The sequence below is a fragment of the Streptomyces sp. NPDC092370 genome (assembly GCF_044755265.1).
Taxonomy (GTDB): Bacteria; Actinomycetota; Actinomycetes; order Streptomycetales; family Streptomycetaceae; genus Streptomyces.
In genome coordinates this window covers 115,041-131,816 of the sequence record NZ_JBIVQO010000005.1, presented here as the reverse complement: position 1 = coordinate 131,816, position 16,776 = coordinate 115,041, and the positions used below count along the sequence as shown (strand labels likewise).

The 16,776-nt window shown below is 72.5% G+C and carries 13 protein-coding genes; 7 read left to right on the top strand and 6 right to left on the bottom strand.

Translation table 11 applies throughout. The annotated features are described in order from the left end of the window. Window positions 1-24: 24 nt before the first annotated feature. Entirely contained in the window at window positions 25-891 is an 867-nt protein-coding gene (locus ACIQHQ_RS17495; protein WP_402612795.1) for a bifunctional DNA primase/polymerase, read from the bottom strand. A gap of 108 nt (window positions 892-999) precedes the next feature. Between ACIQHQ_RS17495 and ACIQHQ_RS17490 the strand changes: the two genes are divergently transcribed. From ACIQHQ_RS17490 to ACIQHQ_RS17465, 6 genes are all read left to right on the top strand, one after another. Next, window positions 1,000-1,362, top strand: a complete 363-nt coding sequence (locus tag ACIQHQ_RS17490; protein ID WP_402612794.1) for a hypothetical protein — start codon at window positions 1,000-1,002, stop codon at window positions 1,360-1,362. A gap of 33 nt (window positions 1,363-1,395) precedes the next feature. Next, window positions 1,396-2,310, top strand: a complete 915-nt coding sequence (locus ACIQHQ_RS17485) for a bifunctional MaoC family dehydratase N-terminal/OB-fold nucleic acid binding domain-containing protein (protein WP_402612793.1) — start codon at window positions 1,396-1,398, stop codon at window positions 2,308-2,310. Next, a complete protein-coding gene (locus ACIQHQ_RS17480; RefSeq protein ID WP_402612792.1) occupies window positions 2,307-2,690 on the top strand; it encodes a MaoC family dehydratase in 384 nt (127 codons plus the stop codon). The genes ACIQHQ_RS17485 and ACIQHQ_RS17480 overlap by 4 nt, the downstream gene beginning before the upstream one ends. Continuing rightward, window positions 2,687-3,859, top strand: coding sequence for a lipid-transfer protein (locus ACIQHQ_RS17475; RefSeq protein ID WP_402612791.1), 1,173 nt, complete (start codon window positions 2,687-2,689; stop codon window positions 3,857-3,859). The genes ACIQHQ_RS17480 and ACIQHQ_RS17475 overlap by 4 nt, the downstream gene beginning before the upstream one ends. A 133-nt stretch (window positions 3,860-3,992) precedes the next feature. After that, a complete protein-coding gene (locus tag ACIQHQ_RS17470; RefSeq protein ID WP_402612790.1) occupies window positions 3,993-4,553 on the top strand; it encodes a SigE family RNA polymerase sigma factor in 561 nt (186 codons plus the stop codon). Between the two features lie 160 nt (window positions 4,554-4,713). Continuing rightward, window positions 4,714-6,357, top strand: coding sequence for a long-chain fatty acid--CoA ligase (locus tag ACIQHQ_RS17465; protein WP_402613066.1), 1,644 nt, complete (start codon window positions 4,714-4,716; stop codon window positions 6,355-6,357). A 78-nt stretch (window positions 6,358-6,435) separates the two neighbouring features. Here the strand turns inward: ACIQHQ_RS17465 and ACIQHQ_RS17460 are convergent, their stop codons facing one another. The 4 genes from ACIQHQ_RS17460 to ACIQHQ_RS17445 form a co-directional block, all read right to left on the bottom strand. Then, on the bottom strand, window positions 6,436-8,475 hold the full coding sequence (locus ACIQHQ_RS17460) for an N-6 DNA methylase (RefSeq protein WP_402612789.1): 2,040 nt from the start codon (window positions 8,473-8,475) through the stop codon (window positions 6,436-6,438). Between the two features lie 4 nt (window positions 8,476-8,479). Continuing rightward, entirely contained in the window at window positions 8,480-9,103 is a 624-nt protein-coding gene (locus ACIQHQ_RS17455; RefSeq protein ID WP_402612788.1) for a restriction endonuclease subunit S, read from the bottom strand. A gap of 53 nt (window positions 9,104-9,156) precedes the next feature. Beyond that, a complete protein-coding gene (locus ACIQHQ_RS17450; protein ID WP_402612787.1) occupies window positions 9,157-9,372 on the bottom strand; it encodes a hypothetical protein in 216 nt (71 codons plus the stop codon). 353 nt (window positions 9,373-9,725) lie between these two features. Continuing rightward, window positions 9,726-10,919 carry an MFS transporter gene (locus ACIQHQ_RS17445; RefSeq protein ID WP_402612786.1) on the bottom strand — a complete coding sequence of 398 codons (1,194 nt, stop codon included), beginning with the start codon at window positions 10,917-10,919 and terminating at the stop codon, window positions 9,726-9,728. A gap of 127 nt (window positions 10,920-11,046) precedes the next feature. Between ACIQHQ_RS17445 and ACIQHQ_RS17440 the strand changes: the two genes are divergently transcribed. After that, window positions 11,047-11,625, top strand: a complete 579-nt coding sequence (locus ACIQHQ_RS17440; protein ID WP_402612785.1) for a TetR family transcriptional regulator — start codon at window positions 11,047-11,049, stop codon at window positions 11,623-11,625. 15 nt (window positions 11,626-11,640) lie between these two features. Here the strand turns inward: ACIQHQ_RS17440 and ACIQHQ_RS17435 are convergent, their stop codons facing one another. Next, entirely contained in the window at window positions 11,641-16,461 is a 4,821-nt protein-coding gene (locus ACIQHQ_RS17435; RefSeq protein ID WP_402612784.1) for a PAS domain-containing protein, read from the bottom strand. Between the last annotated feature and the right edge of the window lie 315 nt (window positions 16,462-16,776).

Genomic DNA, 16,776 nt, shown 5'->3' with positions numbered 1-16,776 from the left:
TGGACGGGGCCGTGCGGGCGGGGCTCACGGCCGGTGCCCGGTCATCCGTGCCGCCGACGCGATCGTCGTGCGGGCCTCCCGCTCGGACAGGCCGGTGTGGAGAGCCGCGTCGACCAGGGGAGTCACGAGCGCCGGGCCGATGCCGTCCTCGTAGGCCCGGCAGGCCGCCCAGAACAGGCGGGTGTTGCGCTGGCCCTCGTGCGCGGCCAGGACGAACTGGACCAGTCCCTGGCCGCGCTCGCCGGCCGTCTGCGGCGCCGGGTGGTGGGCGCGGGGCGGCGGGAGCAGCAGCCGCAGGAGGGAGCGCGGGCAGGGGGCGGGGGGCAGGTGCGCGGTGCCCGGGGCGGCGGCGTAGACACCCTGGGCCGTCCGGGAGCCGGGGCCGACCAGGTAGCCGCCGGCGCCCCGGATGTCGATGCCGGGGGCGAGCCGGCCGGCCGAGTTCGGGACGACCACTTCGGGCGGCCCGCTCAGCCACAGATGCCGGCCGCCGGACGGGGTCACGACGACCACGGTCGGCGGGATGGTGAACAGGTGCCGTAGTGCCAGCTCGCGCAGGGCGGCCGAGGAGTCCGTGCCGGTCTTCACGTCCAGGTCGAGGCCGATGAGGTGGTGCGGGGGCAGTCCGCAGGCGATGCCGTAGCCGGTCGCCCAGGGCGCGGCGGCGAACAGCTCGCGGATGCGGTCCGGGTCGCTGGAGGCGTCGTACACCCCGTGTCCGAGGCGGCCGCACTGGCCGTGGCAGGGGGACGGGGCGGGGTCGTCGTGGTGGGGGGAGCGCAGCGCGGGGAGTTTGGTGCGGGACAGGGGGAGGACGGCCAGTCCGCGTTCGGCGGCTGACAGGGCGTGTGCGAGGGCCAGCGTCGCGGCCTGCCGGTCGGTGGTGGCCATGACACTAGTTTCGTACGTACGTTCGAAAAAGGAAAGGGGGGCGGGCGTGACACGCCGGGGGGCCCGGGGTCGGCCGAAAAGTGCGGGACGGCCCCTTGCGGTACCCGGGTGCGAAACGGATCCATCGCGTCTGTCACGGAGGCCGGGCAGGCCATCCACGGCAGCGGCGCCGGCGGCGACGGCGGCGACGGCTTTCGGCGACGCGCCACCACCCAGCAGCAGGCCGCCGGCGACTACGCCTGGAACCAGAGCGACACCGCCCTGGTCGACGGCTCGGAGTGCACGGCCGTCAACCAGGGCGACGCCGCCACCGCCGTCAGCTTCGTCCCGGTGTGGTGGCGAGCCGGGCGGGCGGTGCGGCGGGCACCGGTCCGGGCGCCGTGGGGGTGTGCTTCGTGGGGTGGCAAGCGTCTGTGCGGCGGTACTCCGGCACCGCCGCGCAGGCGTTCTTCCGGGTCCGCGAGGTCTTGACGGGGCAGCGGATCTGACGGACAGTCAGAAACCGTGAAAGGTGAGCCGGAGGACCACGAGGAGTTCGAGGCGCGCCTGAAGGCCTACGAGGGCCTCCCGGCCGCCGCCACCGGCATCGGCCGCGACCCCGTCAACGAGCCGATGATCAGGCACTGGTGCGAGGCCATGGGCGACACCAGCCCCGCGTACACCGGCCCCGATGCCATCGCTCCCCCCACCATGCTCCAGGCCTGGACCATGGCCGGTCTCCACCGCCGCCCGGACCGCACAGCGGCGTACGACGAACTCCTCACCCTGCTCGACGAGTCGGGGCATGACGCGGTCGTCGCCACCGACTGCGAACAGGAGTATGTGCGCCCCCTGCGCCCGGGCGACCGGATCACCTTCGACTCGGTGATCGAGTCGGTGTCCGGCCGCAAGGCCACGAAGCTCGGGGCGGGTTACTTCGTCACGACCCGGACCGACGTCCGCGCGGGCGGCGAACTCGCCGGCACCCACCGCTTCCGCATCCTCAAGTACGCCCCCGCACACCGGCCTTCGAAGCCGGCCGAACGCCGCCCCCGCCCCGTCGTCAACCGCGACAACGCCGGCTTCTGGGAGGGCGTGGCCCGCCACGAGCTCCTCATCCAGCGCTGCACCGCCTGCGCCACCCTGCGTTTCCCCTGGCTGCCGGGTTGCAATGGCTGCGGCTCCCCGGACTGGGACACCGTCGAGGCGAGCGGCGAGGGCACGGTGTACTCCTACGTCGTCCTGCATCACCCGCCCTTCCCGGCCTTCGACCCCCCTTACGCGGTCGGCCTGATCGAGCTCGCGGAGGGCGTGCGAATCGTCAGCAACGTGGTCGGGGTGCCGTACGACCAGGTGCGGATCGGCATGCCGGTGCGGCTGGAGTTCCGGCGGTACGACGAGGAGCTCGTGCTGCCCGTCTTCCGGGGGGTGACCCCGTGAACGCCGGTGACCGCCTCCCGCCCCTGGAGATCCCCGTCACCCGGACCCTGATCGTCGCCGGGGCGATCGCCTCCCGCGACTACCAGGACGTCCACCACGATCCGGACCTCGCCCGGCAGAAGGGATCCCCCGACATCTTCATGAACATCCTGACGACCAACGGCCTGGTCGGCCGCTACATCACCGACCACTTCGGCCCCCGGGCCGTGCTGCGCCGGGTGGCCATCCGGCTCGGAGCACCCAACCACCCCGGCGACACGATGGTGCTGACCGGCACGGTCGAAGAGGTCGACGGCGACACCGCGACGGTCCGGGTCGTCGGCGTGAACGGCCTCGGCACGCATGTCACGGGCACGGTGACGGTGCGGGTCCCGGCATGAGCCCGACAGGGCGGGACGGTCTCGGAGGGCGCGCGGCCGTCGTCGGCGTGGGGGCCACCGAGTTCACCAAGGACTCGGGCCGCAGCGAACTGCGCCTGGCGGTGGAGTCGGTGCACGCGGCCCTCGCGGACGCGGGGCTGACCCCCGCCGACGTCGACGGGATGGTCACCTTCACCATGGACACCAGCCCCGAGATCACCGTCGCCCAGGCCGCGGGCATGGGGGAGCTCTCCTTCTTCTCCCGGATCCACTACGGCGGGGGAGCGGCCTGCGCCACCGTCCAGCAGGCCGCCCTGGCGATCGCCGCGGGCGTGGCGGACGTGGTCGTCTGCTACCGGGCCTTCAACGAGCGCTCGGGCCGTCGCTTCGGCTCCGGGGTGCGGCACCGGGAGCCGTCGGCGGAGGGCGCGGCGCTCGGCTGGTCGCTGCCGTTCGGCCTGCTCACCCCGGCCTCCTGGGTGGCGATGGCGGCCCGGCGCTACCTCCATACCCACGGGCTGGCCCCGGAGGCTTTCGGGCACGTGGCGGTCGTCGCCCGGAAGCACGCGGCGACCAACCCGGCGGCCTGGTTCCACGGCCGGCCCATCACCCTCGCCGACCACGCCGCCTCGCGCTGGATCGTCGAACCGCTGCGGCTGCTGGACTGCTGCCAGGAGACCGACGGCGGCCAGGCCCTCGTCGTCACCTCCGTCGAACGGGCCCGCGACCTGCCCCGCCCGCCCGTCGTGATCGCCGCCGCCGCCCAGGGCGCCGGACGCGCCCAGGAGCAGATGACCGGCTTCTACCGCGACGACCTGACCGGCCTGCCCGAGAGCGCGTTCGTGGCCCGGCAGCTGTGGCGGACCTCGGGGCTCGGGCCCGCCGACATCGACGTGGGCATCCTCTACGACCACTTCACGCCGTTCGTGCTGACGCAGCTGGAGGAGTTCGGCTTCTGCGGCCGGGGCGAGGCGGCTGACTTCGTGGCCGAGGAACACCTGCCCCTCAACACGCACGGCGGGCAGCTCGGCGAGGCGTACCTGCACGGCATGAACGGCATCGCGGAGGCGGTCCGGCAGATCCGGGGAACGGCGGCGAACCAGGTGCCGGGAGCGGAACGGGTCCTGGTGACGGCGGGGACGGGCGTGCCCACGTCCGGACTCGTCCTGACCGCCGACCCCCAGGGGTGAACCCGCAGTACTCCGGGACCCGCGCTCCACCTACAGGAGGTGCAGCCGGTCGCACCCCTACAACCTGAGGGGGACCCCGCTTCGGGACCTGCGGCCGATCCGCTCACCATGCCGTCGCTCATAGCGTTGAGCCATGACCACACTCGTCTGCACGAGCGCTTCGAAGGCGGCCGGACCGGCGGCGCAGACCCTTCCGTACCCGTCGTTCTCGTCGTACGTCAGGGCCCGCCAGCCGGTGCTGCTGCGTACCGCCCGCTCGCTCACCGGCAACCCGAGCGACGCGGAGGACCTGCTGCAGACCGCCCTCACCAAGACGTACGTCGCCTGGGAGCGCATCGAGGACCACCGCGCCCTCGACGGCTATGTGCGCCGGGCGCTGCTGAACACCCGGACCTCGCAGTGGCGCAAGCGCAAGGTCGACGAGTTCGCGTGCGAGGAGCTGCCCGAGCCCGACCCGGTGGCCGGCGGGGACGACCCGGCCGAGCGGCAGGCGCTGCGCGACGCGATGTGGCGGGCGATCATGCGGCTGCCCGCCCGGCAGCGGGCCATGGTGGTCCTCAGGTACTACGAGGACCTCAGCGAGGCCCAGACGGCCGAGTTGCTCGGCGTCTCGGTGGGCACGGTGAAGTCGGCCGTCTCCCGGGCGCTCGGCAAGCTCCGCGAGGACGCTGAGCTGGGACTGGCCCGCCGGTGAGGAGGTGTCCCGCCCGCCTGTGAGTTCCCCCTCCGGGATGGCGTGATCTGATCGATCGCCCGGACCTAGTGACATACCGCGCGGTATGTGCGCAGAATCAGCGCAACCCTTACCACCGCGTAGGCAATGTCGCCCCCGGGAGGACGCCGTGCTGAGCACGATGCAGGACGTACCGCTGCTGATCTCGAGGATCCTGACCCACGGGTCGACGGTCCACGGGACATCGCAGGTGACCACCTGGACCGGTGAGGACGAGCCGCACCGCCGCTCCTACGCGGAGATCGGCGCCCGCGCGGCCCAGCTGGCCCACGCGCTGAGGGACGACCTCGGTGTCACCGGCGACGAGCGTGTGGCGACCCTGGCCTGGAACAACGCGGAACACGTCGAGGCGTACTTCGCGATCCCGTCCATGGGCGCGGTCCTGCACACCCTGAACCTCCGCCTCCCGCCCGAGCAGCTGGCCTGGATCGTCCACCACGCCGCCGACCGCGTGATCATCGCCAACGGTTCGCTGCTCCCCCTGCTCGCCCCGCTGCTGCCGCACCTGAAGCCGGTCGAGCACGTGGTCGTCACGGGCCCCGGAGACCGCTCGCTCCTCGCCGACGCGGCCGTCCGCGTGCACGAGTACGAGGACCTGATCGCGGGGAAGCCGACGTCGTACGACTGGCCCGAACTGGACGAACGCCAGGCCGCCGCCATGTGCTACACCTCCGGCACCACCGGCGACCCCAAGGGCGTCATCTACAGCCACCGCTCCATCTACCTGCATTCCATGCAGGTCAACATGGCCCAGTCGATGGGCCTGACCGACCAGGACACCTCCCTGGTCGTCGTCCCCCAGTTCCATGTGAACGCCTGGGGCCTGCCGCACGCCACGTTCATGACCGGCGTGAACATGCTGATGCCGGACCGCTTCCTCCAGCCGGCCCCGCTCGCCGCGATGATCGAGGGCGAGCGGCCGACCCACGCCGCCGCCGTCCCGACCATCTGGCAGGGCCTGCTCGCGGAGCTGACCGCGCACCCCCGGGACGTCTCCTCCCTCACCCAGGTCACCATCGGCGGATCGGCCTGTCCGCCGTCGCTGATGGAGGCCTTCGACAAGCTGGGCATGCGGGTCTGCCACGCCTGGGGCATGACGGAGACGTCCCCGCTGGGCACGGTCGCCCGTCCCCCGGCCTCCGCGGTCGGCACGCAGGAGGAGTTCGCCTACCGCCTCACCCAGGGCCGCTTCCCGGCCGGCGTCGAGGCCCGCCTGACCGGCCCCGGCGGCGAACGCCTTCCCTGGGACGGCGAGTCCGCCGGTGAGCTCGAGGTGCGCGGCCCCTGGATCGCGGGCGCCTACTACAACGGCCCCGGCGCCGAGCCGCTGCGCCCCGCCGACAAGTTCAGCGAGGACGGCTGGCTCAAGACCGGCGACGTCGGCACCATCTCCGCCGACGGCTACCTCACCCTCACCGACCGGGCCAAGGACGTCATCAAGTCCGGCGGCGAGTGGATCTCGTCGGTGGAGCTGGAGAACGCGCTGATGTCCCACCCGGACGTCACCGAGGCGGCCGTTGTCGCCGTCCCCGACGACAAGTGGGGCGAGCGCCCCCTGGCCACGGTCGTCCTCAAGGAGGGCTCCACCGCCACCTTCGAGACCCTGCGCGCCTTCCTCGCCGACGAGGGCCACATCGCCAAGTGGCAGCTCCCGGAGCGCTGGACGATCATCGAGTCGGTCCCGAAGACGAGCGTCGGCAAGTTCGACAAGAAGGTGCTGCGCAGGCAGTACGCGCAGGGGGAGCTGGACATCACCCGGATCTGAAGCCGGGAAACGCATCGGAGCCCCTGGCCGTGGCCGGGGGCTCATCACCCGGCGGCGGTGCGCCGTTCGTCCCGGCTGTCAGACGTGTCCGAGGCCCGTCAGCCGCAGCCGCAGCCGCTGCGAGGCCGCCAAGTATTGCTCTTCCAGATCGACCATGGAAACGGCGTACCGTTCGCCCCACCGAACGTAGATGTCGATCAGCTTCCTCAGTTCGGCGGTGATGAGTTGTTCGACGTGCAGGCAGAGGCCGTCACTCAATCCTTCCAGTACTAGGGCCGCCTCTTGGCCCGGTGGGATGAACGGCAGCCGGTTCGGTGGGCCCTTCCGTTCCGCGGGTGTGCGTCGGCGAGCGAGGGCCTCCTCGAAGCCGTACGCGTCGATGGTTCTCAACTCTTCGTCGCGGTCCGACCACCATGAGCTGAGGGCGCCCAGCAATTGGTACCGGTCCAGCACGGCCAGGGGGAGCAGCTCTTCACAGAAGGTTGTCTCGAGCCGGGAACGCAGACCCGAGCGGAACAGTCTTCCCGTGCCTGCCAAATCCACAAGCAGGGGACTCTGATCCGCCCACCACCGCCGGACGGCGTCCAGGAACGAGATCGTCCGGGCATTCGCCAGAATGGAAATGCGGGCCGCCACCGCCTGGTGGCCCTCGGCGGGAAACCTCAGGTATCCCGGACGATCGGGCAGGAAGAGCTGGTCCAGGCTGATTCCGAAGGCTTGAAACCGGCCGATGTGATCCTCGATTTCACCGCGTGGCACACCACCGACGAGCGCCGCACCGATGTCGATCAAGGGCTCCGGAAGTGGGTCGGCATCAACGTATCGGCGGATGTTCAGGGTGAAGTCGTTCCTCCGGATCTCCTCCAGGGATACGAGGCGCGAGAAGCCCGGCAGCTCCTCCCGACGGTGGAAGACGCCCGCGATCCTCGCGATGTGCTGGGCGTCCAGCCGGTTTTTTGACCGTCCTGTCGTCACCTCGTCTTGCGCGTCGACGAACAGGACGCTGCCGCGCTCGTCGGCGGAACGTCCGTGAGTGCCCTTCAAGACGAGGACGGATGTGGGGATGTTGGTGCCGTAGAAGACGTTCGCTCCGAGACCGATAACGGCCTCGATCCGATCGTCCTCAATCAGTCCCCGGCGGATCTCTCCTTCGGCACCGCCACGGAAGAGGACGCCGTGGGGGGCCACCACAGCCGCCCGGCCCTCGGGACGCAGCGTGGCCAAGACGTGCTGGATGAACATGAGGTCCGCCTTCTTGCCGCCCTCGGGCACCCAGCCGTATCTCATACGTTCCGGATGGCTTACTTCATGGCGGAGGTAGTTCCTCGAGAACGGCGGGACCGTGAGCACGCGGTCGAAGCGGGCGAGGTCGTATCCGTGGGCGAGGAGTGGCTCAGCCAGCGGTTCGGTGTTGGCTACAACAGCGTCCGTGACGCCGTGCAACAGCAGATTGATCCTGCTGGTGAGCCACGCCGCCGTGTTCTTCTCCTGGCCGCTCAACCTCAGGTTCGCCGGATGCCCGCCCTGCTCGGTGACATACCGGGTGGCTTGCAGGAGCATGCCGCCCCAGCCCGCGTGTGGATCGGCGACTGAGTCTCCTTCCTGCGGGGCGACCAGCTCCGTCATCAGCCGACACACGGCCCGCGGGACGAAGACGTCGGCCCCCTTGGCGCCCGCCAGGGAAGCGGTGCGGACGAGGAAACGGTCGAAGGCCCGGCCCACTCCATCACTGAAGGTGAGATCTTCGTCGCTCAGAGATACCTGGTCGAGGTGGTCGATCAGCCATCTGAGCACACGTCGGCTCGGGGCACTCCCGAAGTTGACCATCTGGAAGAGGCCAGCCATGTGCTCGGGGTTGTCGGCTTCCAGCCGGTGGAGAGCCGCCTCGAGGGCATGTCCGGGATTACCCCGGCCGTGTTCGAGAACGGTCCTCCACCGGGACTGCTCCGATACATGGAAGGGACCGGGCTGATCGGAGGCCCGCTTAAGGAGGAGGAGCGGGCCCAGAACCTGGGAGAACGCAGACGCGTCCAGCTCGCCGCGCAGGACCTCGGCGGCTTGCCACAGATGCTCGTCCAACTGGTCGACAGTGAGCCGTCCCATACTCATCGCGTCCATGGTTCTACTGCCCTCGCTTCAGTCGCTCGAAGATCGACGGCCGCAGGGCTGTCAGCTGGTTCAGCATCTTGCGTTGCACCATGATCTGCTCATCGATGTCGGCCAGCGCCGCCACGACTTCTCGTTGACGCTCCAGACCCGGAACCACCACGGGGAAATCCTTGAGCATCGTGGAATTCACCGAGGGAACCGTCCCGGGCTGCGCCAAGGCGAGCAACTCCCGCTGCACAGGAGGGTGAGCCAGGTATGCGGCCAGGAACTCCGGCAGGATCCGCCTCCGGTCGGGCCGCAGGCGCAGACACGAAGAGCTGTAGATCCAGCCGGTGTGCTCCTCACCGATCAGTGCCAGCCGCCCCAGCGTGCCCTGCCGCACGAGCAGGACGTCTCCCGCGCCCAGCGTGAAGCGCGCGAATCGTTCTGCCTGCTCGAAGGGGACCCGGCGGAGCTGCCGGGTGTCCACGGTGTGGTTCTCGGTGAGGTCGGGCGGTGAGACGACCGGAACGCCGCTCGGACCCTCGTGGAGTATGTCGAGCAGGGTGCCGGACGGGCCGGCCGCAACCTCGCAGAAGTGGCCCAGCGAGGGCCGGAGGTCCCCGTGCCGCTGCGGGCTCCGGTCGTCCGGACTCATGGATGTGTCACCTCTCGCACGGACGGCCCGTCCTTTCCTGCAGGTGTCGTCACTCAGACGACGCGCAACCGATACCGCAGAGCGGCGCGGAACAGCTCCTCGGCCGCCACGGTCAGAAGGGCCAGGGCGACCGCTGCCAACGCAGCCCTCCCATGCCCCGCCGCGGCGGCCACGATTACGCCGACGATGATGATCACGACGAGCGTGACCACGCCCTTCCTGGCTTGCTTGGGCCAGGTCCAGGCATCATGGGTGATGGCGATTCGCATCAGAATCGTCCCTCCGCCCCCGTGAGGGGTTGTAGGGCCGCACCGCCCGTCTTGGATTAGGCCCCTGGTCGGGCGGTGCGGCGAGTCGACTTTGCTGTCATCGGCGGCCCCGCCGGGCGACCTCCGCCCCTCATGGCACCGCACCCGAACCCGGCATCCCGAGCCTCGGTGATGGCTAACCTAGCACAGAAATCGACTGCGAAGGGTTCCTTCGCGTCGACTGCGAAGGGCTACTTCGCGGCAGCAGCCGTAATGTTGCCTCACTTTGTTGTGAGGGTGCATTAATAAATAAGTGCACCGGACGGGAGAGTTCCTTCTGCCCGTCCGGCGCACATGGGTGCCCTACGACTGTCTTACCGTCGCGACCGGCTCAAGCCCCACCCCAGCACCAGCCACAGACCCGCCACCCCGCAGACCCCGCCCCAGCCGAAGTGGCTGAAGGCGGTCCCGGCGAGAGCGGAGGCGGCGGCGCCGCCCGCGAAACCGGCGACCACATAGGCGGTGTTGGCGGTGGCCGGGGTGGGGGTGGCGGTCAGGGCGAGGGTCTGGTTGGCGACATGGGAGGCGACCAGCGCCGCGTGCACGGCGATCGCCGCGGCGAACAGCGCCCACAGCACCTGCCCGCCCAGCCGGAACAGGGGCACGGACACGGCGGCGATCAGATACGCCGACCGCACGACCTTGCCGGCGCCGAACCGGTCCACCAGCCCGCCCGCCAGTGGCGCCACCGCACTCGCGGTCAGCCCGAACAGCCCGAACAGCCCGGCGGTGGCGGTGGACAGCCCGTACTCCGGCCCGGTCAGCAGCAGGGCCAGCGAGGTCCACAGGGCGCTCCACGCACCGAACATCCCGGCCTGACGCACACACGCCCGCCACAGGTCCGGCGAGCTGCGCAGCACGGACGGCAGCGCCACCAGCCCCGCGAACAGCGGGCCCTCGCGGCGCCGCCGCGACGGCAGGACCACCGCGGTCGCGAGCCCCAGGACGAGGGTGAGCACGGCCGCGCCCGCGAACACCCACCGCCAGCCGAAGGCCTGCCCGGCCAGCCCACCCAGGACCCGGGCCCCGACGATGCCGGTGAACAGGCCCGCGATGACGGCCGCGACATGCCGGCCACGCCGCTCGGCGGGGGCGCGCTCGGCGACCAGCGGGACGAGCAGCTGAGGGATGACGGTCGCGGCCGAGGCGACGAACATCGTGGCCGCGAGGGCGGCGGTGCCCGGGGCGGCCGCACTGGCCCCCAGCGCGAGAGCGGTGACGAGCGTGAGCCCCGCGACCAGCCGGCGCCGGTTCGCGCTGTCGCCGAGCGGGGCGAAGAACAGCAGCCCGACCGCGTAGCCGAGCTGCGCGACCGAGGCGATCCAGGCGATGGCCGAGGGTGCCGAGCCGAAGTCACGGGCCATGAGCGGGAGCAGCGGTGCGGCGAGGTAGACGTTGGCGGCGGTGACCGCGCTGCACACGGCGAGCAGGGTGAGGAAGAGGCCGGGGGGACGGGCCTGTCGCACGGGGGTGCCGGCCTGGACGGTGGTCGTGGTCGCTGACGGCATGGAGGGGAGTTCCTTGGAGTCGACTCTAGCAACTAACTGGTTGGTTGGCGGATGGGGAACAGTCTGGGCCGCCCCGCCCTTACCTGTCAACCAAACAGTTGGTTACTCGGCGCGCTACCCTCTCCCCATGGCAGCAAGGGACCCCGAGGCCACCAAGGCCCGGATCTTCGAAGCGGCGGTCGCCGAGTTCGCCCGGCACGGCATCGCCGGCGCCCGCATCGACCGCATCGCCGGCGAGGCGAAGGCCAACAAGCAGCTCATCTACGCCTACTTCGGCAACAAGGCGGAACTGTTCGCCATCGTCCTGGAGAAGAAGATGCTCCACCTCGCCGAGGCCGTCCCGGTCGACCCGGACGACATCGAGGGCTGGGTCGACCGCCTGATGGACTACCACGCCGCCCACCCGGAGCTGCTGCGCCTGCTCTTCTGGGAGGGCCTGGAGTACGGCAGCACCGAGCTGCCCCACGAGTCCGACCGCCAGGAGCACTACGCCCGCAAGGTCGCCGCCCTCCGGGACGGCCAGGTCCGGGGAGCCGTCACCGACGCCATCCCGGCGGCCGACCTGCTCTTCCTGCTGACCGCCCTGGCCAACTGGACCGCCGTCGTCCCCCAGATGCGGCGCATCCTGGTCGGCGAGGGGGACCCGGACCGGGGCCGCCTGCGGGCATCGGTGAAGGAGGCCGCGCGCCGGCTGACGGCACCCTAGGCCCGGTCGTACCGGCTAGTTGGTGCCGATCCGGCTGAGCAGCTCGACGATCCTGGACTGCACCTCGGAGCTGGTGGACCGCTCCGCGAGGAACAGCACCGTTTCCCCGGAGGCCAGCCGCGGCAGGTCGGCCTGGTCGACGGCGGCGGTGTAGACGACCAGCGGGGTGCGGTTGAGCTGCCCGTTCGCCCGCAGCCAGTCGACGATCCCGGCGAAGCCCTCCTGCCGCCGCTGCACCTGCAGCAAATCCATCACCACCAGGTTCGGCCGGAACTGCCCCGCCAGCATCACCGCGTCCGCGTCGCTCGCGGCCCGCGCGACCTGCATCCCGCGCCGCTCCAGGGCCGCCGTCAGCGCCAGCGCGATCTCCGCGTGCTCCTCGATCAGCAGCACCCGCGGCGGATGCTGCTCACTGTCGCGCGGCGCCAGCGCCTTCAGCAGCACGGCCGGATCGGCACCGTACGCCGCGTCCCGTGAGGCCTGGCCGAGCCCGGCCGTGACCAGGACCGGCACCTCGGCGGCGACGGCCGCCTGCCGCAGCGACTGCAGCGCGGTACGCGTGATCGGTCCGGTCAGCGGGTCCACGAACAGCGCGGCGGGGAAGGCCGCGATCTGCGCGTCGACCTCCTCGCGCGAGTGCACGATCACCGGCCGGTAGCCGCGGTCGCTCAGCGCCTGCTGCGTGCTGACGTCCGGCGCCGGCCACACCAGCAGCCGCCGCGGGTTGTCCAGCGGCTCGGGCGGCAGCTCGTCGTCCATCGGCTGCGGCCGCGGCGGATCGGCCACCTCGACGGCCCCACCGGGCCCGTCCAGCGGTTCGGGCCCCTCGGCGGCGTTCTCGTCGGGTGCGCCTATGGCGTACGACCGTCCGCCGCCCTCGGTCATCTGCGCGAGCCGCGACTGCCCGGCGAGGGACGGCTGCGCCGGGGCGGGGACCTGCGCGGAGAGCGGCGGCGGGGTGTGCTCACCGGTCGGATGGGGCCGCGCGGCCTGTTCCGGGCGGGGTGCCTGGGCTGCCGGGCGCGCCTGCCCCTGCTCCGGGCGGCCCGCCTGGTCCGTACGCGTCGCCGGGTCGGGCGGCGTCCCGAGTTTGCGGCGCCGGCCCGATCCACCCGGCTGGTGCGGGGGAGGCGTCGCCGACTGCTGCGGCACGGACTGCGGGACCGGCATGACCGACGGCTGCTGCACGTGGGCCGCCTGCCGGTTGAACGGCACGCCCTGCCCCAGCGTCCGCACGCTGATCGCCCGCCCCTGCGTGGAGTTCGGGTCGACGGACGCGGTGGCCTCGGCGGGCAGTGGCTGAGCCGCCCGTGGCGCGCCCTCCGGCGGCAGCGGGGTGCCCGGGGCGGGGGTGTTGTGCCGCGGGGCCCGCGGTGTGCCGTTCGGGGGTGCGGGGGTGGCGGCACCCGCGCCCGTGTCATCGGTGGCGGGCCAGGGCCGGGAGGTGGGGGCGCCGGCCTGCGGCGGAGTTCCGTGGGCGTTCGTGCCGTGGGGAGGCGTTCCCGGAGCGGGCGTGCTCTGAGGCGGCGGGCCCTGGGGAGGTGCCCCCTGGGCCGGTCCGACCTGCCCGGGAGCGGCCTCGGCGGGGAGCGGCAGGCCGGCGGAGGACTGCTGGCCCGGTGCGGCGACGCCCTGCTGCGGCAGAGGCTGAGCCGGGGCCGGGGCCGGGGGCTGCAACGCCTGCCCCGGAAGAGCCGCCTGCACACTGTGCCCCAGCCCGCCCTGAGCCGGGACCGATACGCCCTGCGAGGGCACGGCGGCGCCTTGCGGGGGTACGGCGTCGCCCTGCGGTTGGGTGCCCTGCGGGGCGTTCCCGTGCGGCAGGTTGCCTTGCGGGGGTACGGCGTCGCCCTGCGGTTGGGTGCCCTGCGGGGCGTTCCCGTGCGGCAGGTTGCCCTGAGGTGCAACGGCGTCGCCCTGGGGGCGAGTGGCGTTGCCCTGTGCGGGAACCGGGACGCCCTGCGGCGGCACCGCCGTACCCGGAGGGACCGGGGAAGCGGCGACGCCGGCCTGGACGGGACCGCCCTGCCCCGGCGCGGCCTGCCCCAACGGGACCTGACCGGTGGCGTCCTGCTGTGCGGGAACACCCTGCGCGGGACCGGCGGACATGGGAGCGGCGGACATGGGAGCGGCGGACACTGAACTGGCGGGCACCGGACCCGCCTGGCCGGCATGCCCCGGCATCTGCGTCCCGGCGCCCTCGGCCGGCTGCGGCGTCGCGACGGCCCGCCGCCGGCGGCCGGTCGGCGCGCTGGTCGGATGCGGCTGCGGCGGCGTGTGATCGGCGGACTGGTCGTGCGGAACGGCGTCGTGCCGCCCCTCCTCGGCCACCCCGTCACCGGCGGCAGCCGCACCGGGAACCGCCACGGCGCCCGGCACCTGGACCGGCGCCTGCCCCTGGGTGGGCACGGCACCCGGCGCGCCCACGGGAGCGTCAGCGACCTGCTGCCCCTGGTCGGCCTGCGCCTCCTGGGGGGCCGGGGCCGGGGTCTGATCGGCCTCGGCCGGCGGCAGCGCGAATACCGGGCGCGGCCCCGCCGCTTCCTGCGCGGCGGCGGCAGCCGCCCGCTCGTTGGCGGCGGCCAGCGCCCGCCGCCGGCGTCCGGTCGGCTGCTGCGCCTGTTCCGGGGCAGCCTCGGCCGAACCGGCGGACTCGCCACCGGAGGACGCCGCGGGCAGCGCCGGCGGCAGCGCGGCCTGCTCACCGGGTTCCCGCCGGGCCCGCCGTCCGGACGGCGCGGGCACGCCCTGCGGCGGCACGGTTCCCCCCAGGCCGGTGTTGGAGGCGGCGGCGCCCGCCGCGTGCTCGGCGGCCGTCACCACGGCCCCCTCGGCGACACCCTGGACGGCACTGCCGACGGCATCCGCACCGGCGTCCTCGGCCGCGCGCCGCCGCCGGCCGGTCCCGCCGGACGCGGCACCCTCACCGGACGCCTGTGCCGGAAGGGCGGCCTGTTCCCCGGCGGCCCGGCGCCTGCGCCGTCCGGTGGGCGCGGCCCCGTCGGCTCCGGGAGCACCGGTTCCCTCGTCCTCTCCACCCGGAACGTCTCCGTCGAGGAAGGCGTCGGTGCTGGCCCGCCGTGCACGGCGCCGCCCCCCGCCGGAGGTCTGCTCGGCGGGGTCGACGAGAGCGAGCGCGGCGGACTCGTCCACCGGCTGGGCGGCGACGGCCCCGGCCCCGCCCCCGATCGGCACCTCGAGGACGTACGCACTCCCGCTCATGCCCGGCACGTCGTGCGTCTGCAGCACGCCGCCGTGGGCGCGGACGATCCCGCGCACGATGGGCTCGTGCACCGTGTCGCCACCGGCGTACGGCCCGCGCACCTCGATGCGTACGACCTCGCCGCGCTGCGCCGCCGCCACCACGACGGTGTTGTCGAGATAACCGCCCGCCGACACGGGCGTGTTGCCGGTCGCGTCGACGCCCGCCACGTCTGCGACGAGGTGCGCGAGGGCGGTCGCGAGCAGCCGGGGATCGACCTCGGCCTCGATGGGCGGCGCGTGCACGGCGAACTGCACCCGGCCGGGCCCGATGAGCTCGACGGCCCCGTCGACCCCGGCCGCGACGACGGCGTCCAGCATCACCTTCGTGCGGGCGATGTTCTCGCTGCCCGCGTCGAGACGCTGGTAGCCGAGGACGTTGTCGATCAGCGTCGTGATGCGCGCATAGCCGGCCGACAGGTGGTGCAGCACCTGGTTGGCCTCGGGCCACAGCTGCCCGGCGTCGTCGGCGGCCAGCGCGGCCAGCTCGCGGCGCAGCTCCTCCAGCGGCCCGCGCAGCGACCGCCCGAGCAGGGTCAGCAACTGCTCGTGCCGGGCGGCGAGCGCCTCGAACCGGTCCTTCTCCCGCTCCCCGAGCGCGGCGTACCGCTCCTCGTTCGCCGCGAGTTCCTCGGCGTGCCGCTCGGTCAGCTCCTCCACCTCGGTGACGTGCTGCTGGCGCAGCGCGGTGAGCTCGGAGGCGTGCTCCTCGGCGATCCGCTCCAGTTCCTCGGCGTGCCGCTTCTCCGCCGCCTCCTTCTCCTCGACGACGGCGTCGTACGGCCGCCGGTCGGTGAAGGTCATCACGGCGCCGACGAGCTGGTCCCCGTCGCGTACGGGAGCGGTCGTCAGGTCGACCGGGACCTTGCCGCCGTTCTTGGCGTACAGCACCTGCCCGCGCACCCGGTGCTTGCGCCCGGAGCGCAGGGTGTCGGCGAGCGGCGAGTCCTCGTAGGGGAAGGGCGAGCCGTCGGCACGCGAGTGCAGCACGAGGTTGTGCAGTTCGCGCCCGCCGAGGTCGCTGGCCCGGAATCCCAGTATCTGGGCGGCGGCCGGGTTGACCAGCACGATCCGCCCGTCGGTGTCGGTGCCGACGACGCCCTCGGCGGCGGCCCGCAGGATCATCTCGGTCTGCCGCTGGGACCGGGCGAGCTCGGCCTCGGTGTCCACGGTCCCGGAGAGGTCGCGCACGACGAGCATGAGCAGCTCGTCGCCGGTGTAGCCGTAACCGTCGTAGGCCTGCTGGCCGTTCTCCAGATTCGCACTGGTGACCTCGACGGGGAACTCTGTTCCGTCGGTCCGGCGCGCGATCATCCGGGTGGGCTTGGTGCGGGCGTGCGGATCGAGGTGTTCCGGGCGTCGCATGGAGCCGGGGATGAGCTTGGAGTCGAACTGCGGCAGCAGATCCAGCAGCCCGCGCCCCACCAGAGCGGTCCCGGGGGTCTCGAAGGCCTCCAGGGCGATGGTGTTGGCGTTGACGACCGTGCCGTTGGCGTTGACCAGCACCAACGCGTCGGGAAGCGCGTCCAGTATGGCTGCGAGGCGAGCAGCGCCTCGGGATGGCCTGCTGCTCACGAGACGCTTCCTCCCTGTTACCGCACCTTGCCGACCGCTCGGGCCATCTTGCCAACCGTCCCGCAGCGTGTCACGCGAGGGAGTCTAAGGGCTGCGATTGCGCTCGCGACGCCGGATGAGAGTGAGGTCGCACGAGGAAGTGACGCCGAACTGACGACCGAGTAAGCGGAAACGCCCGCCCTCCTGCGACGACGTCGCGGGACCTTCGCGGGACCTTTACGGCGACGGCGTTTCTGTACTTTCGGCGGACCGGCGTGATGAGGGCGGAGAGTGGCGCATATGGGTAGGGGGCGCCGGTCGGCGGACCGGCGCCCC

Excerpts from the sequence above, each read along its gene's own strand:
- ACIQHQ_RS17495 (WP_402612795.1), bottom strand. The coding sequence starts at position 891 with ATGGCCACCACCGACCGGCAGGCCGCGACGCTGGCCCTCGCACACGCC.
- ACIQHQ_RS17475 (WP_402612791.1), top strand. The coding sequence starts at position 2,687 with ATGAGCCCGACAGGGCGGGACGGTCTCGGAGGGCGCGCGGCCGTCGTC.
- ACIQHQ_RS17470 (WP_402612790.1), top strand. The coding sequence starts at position 3,993 with ATGACCACACTCGTCTGCACGAGCGCTTCGAAGGCGGCCGGACCGGCG.
- ACIQHQ_RS17465 (WP_402613066.1), top strand. The coding sequence starts at position 4,714 with ATGCAGGACGTACCGCTGCTGATCTCGAGGATCCTGACCCACGGGTCG.
- ACIQHQ_RS17460 (WP_402612789.1), bottom strand. The coding sequence starts at position 8,475 with ATGGACGCGATGAGTATGGGACGGCTCACTGTCGACCAGTTGGACGAG.
- ACIQHQ_RS17455 (WP_402612788.1), bottom strand. The coding sequence starts at position 9,103 with ATGAGTCCGGACGACCGGAGCCCGCAGCGGCACGGGGACCTCCGGCCC.
- ACIQHQ_RS17450 (WP_402612787.1), bottom strand. The coding sequence starts at position 9,372 with ATGCGAATCGCCATCACCCATGATGCCTGGACCTGGCCCAAGCAAGCC.
- ACIQHQ_RS17445 (WP_402612786.1), bottom strand. The coding sequence starts at position 10,919 with ATGCCGTCAGCGACCACGACCACCGTCCAGGCCGGCACCCCCGTGCGA.
- ACIQHQ_RS17440 (WP_402612785.1), top strand. The coding sequence starts at position 11,047 with ATGGCAGCAAGGGACCCCGAGGCCACCAAGGCCCGGATCTTCGAAGCG.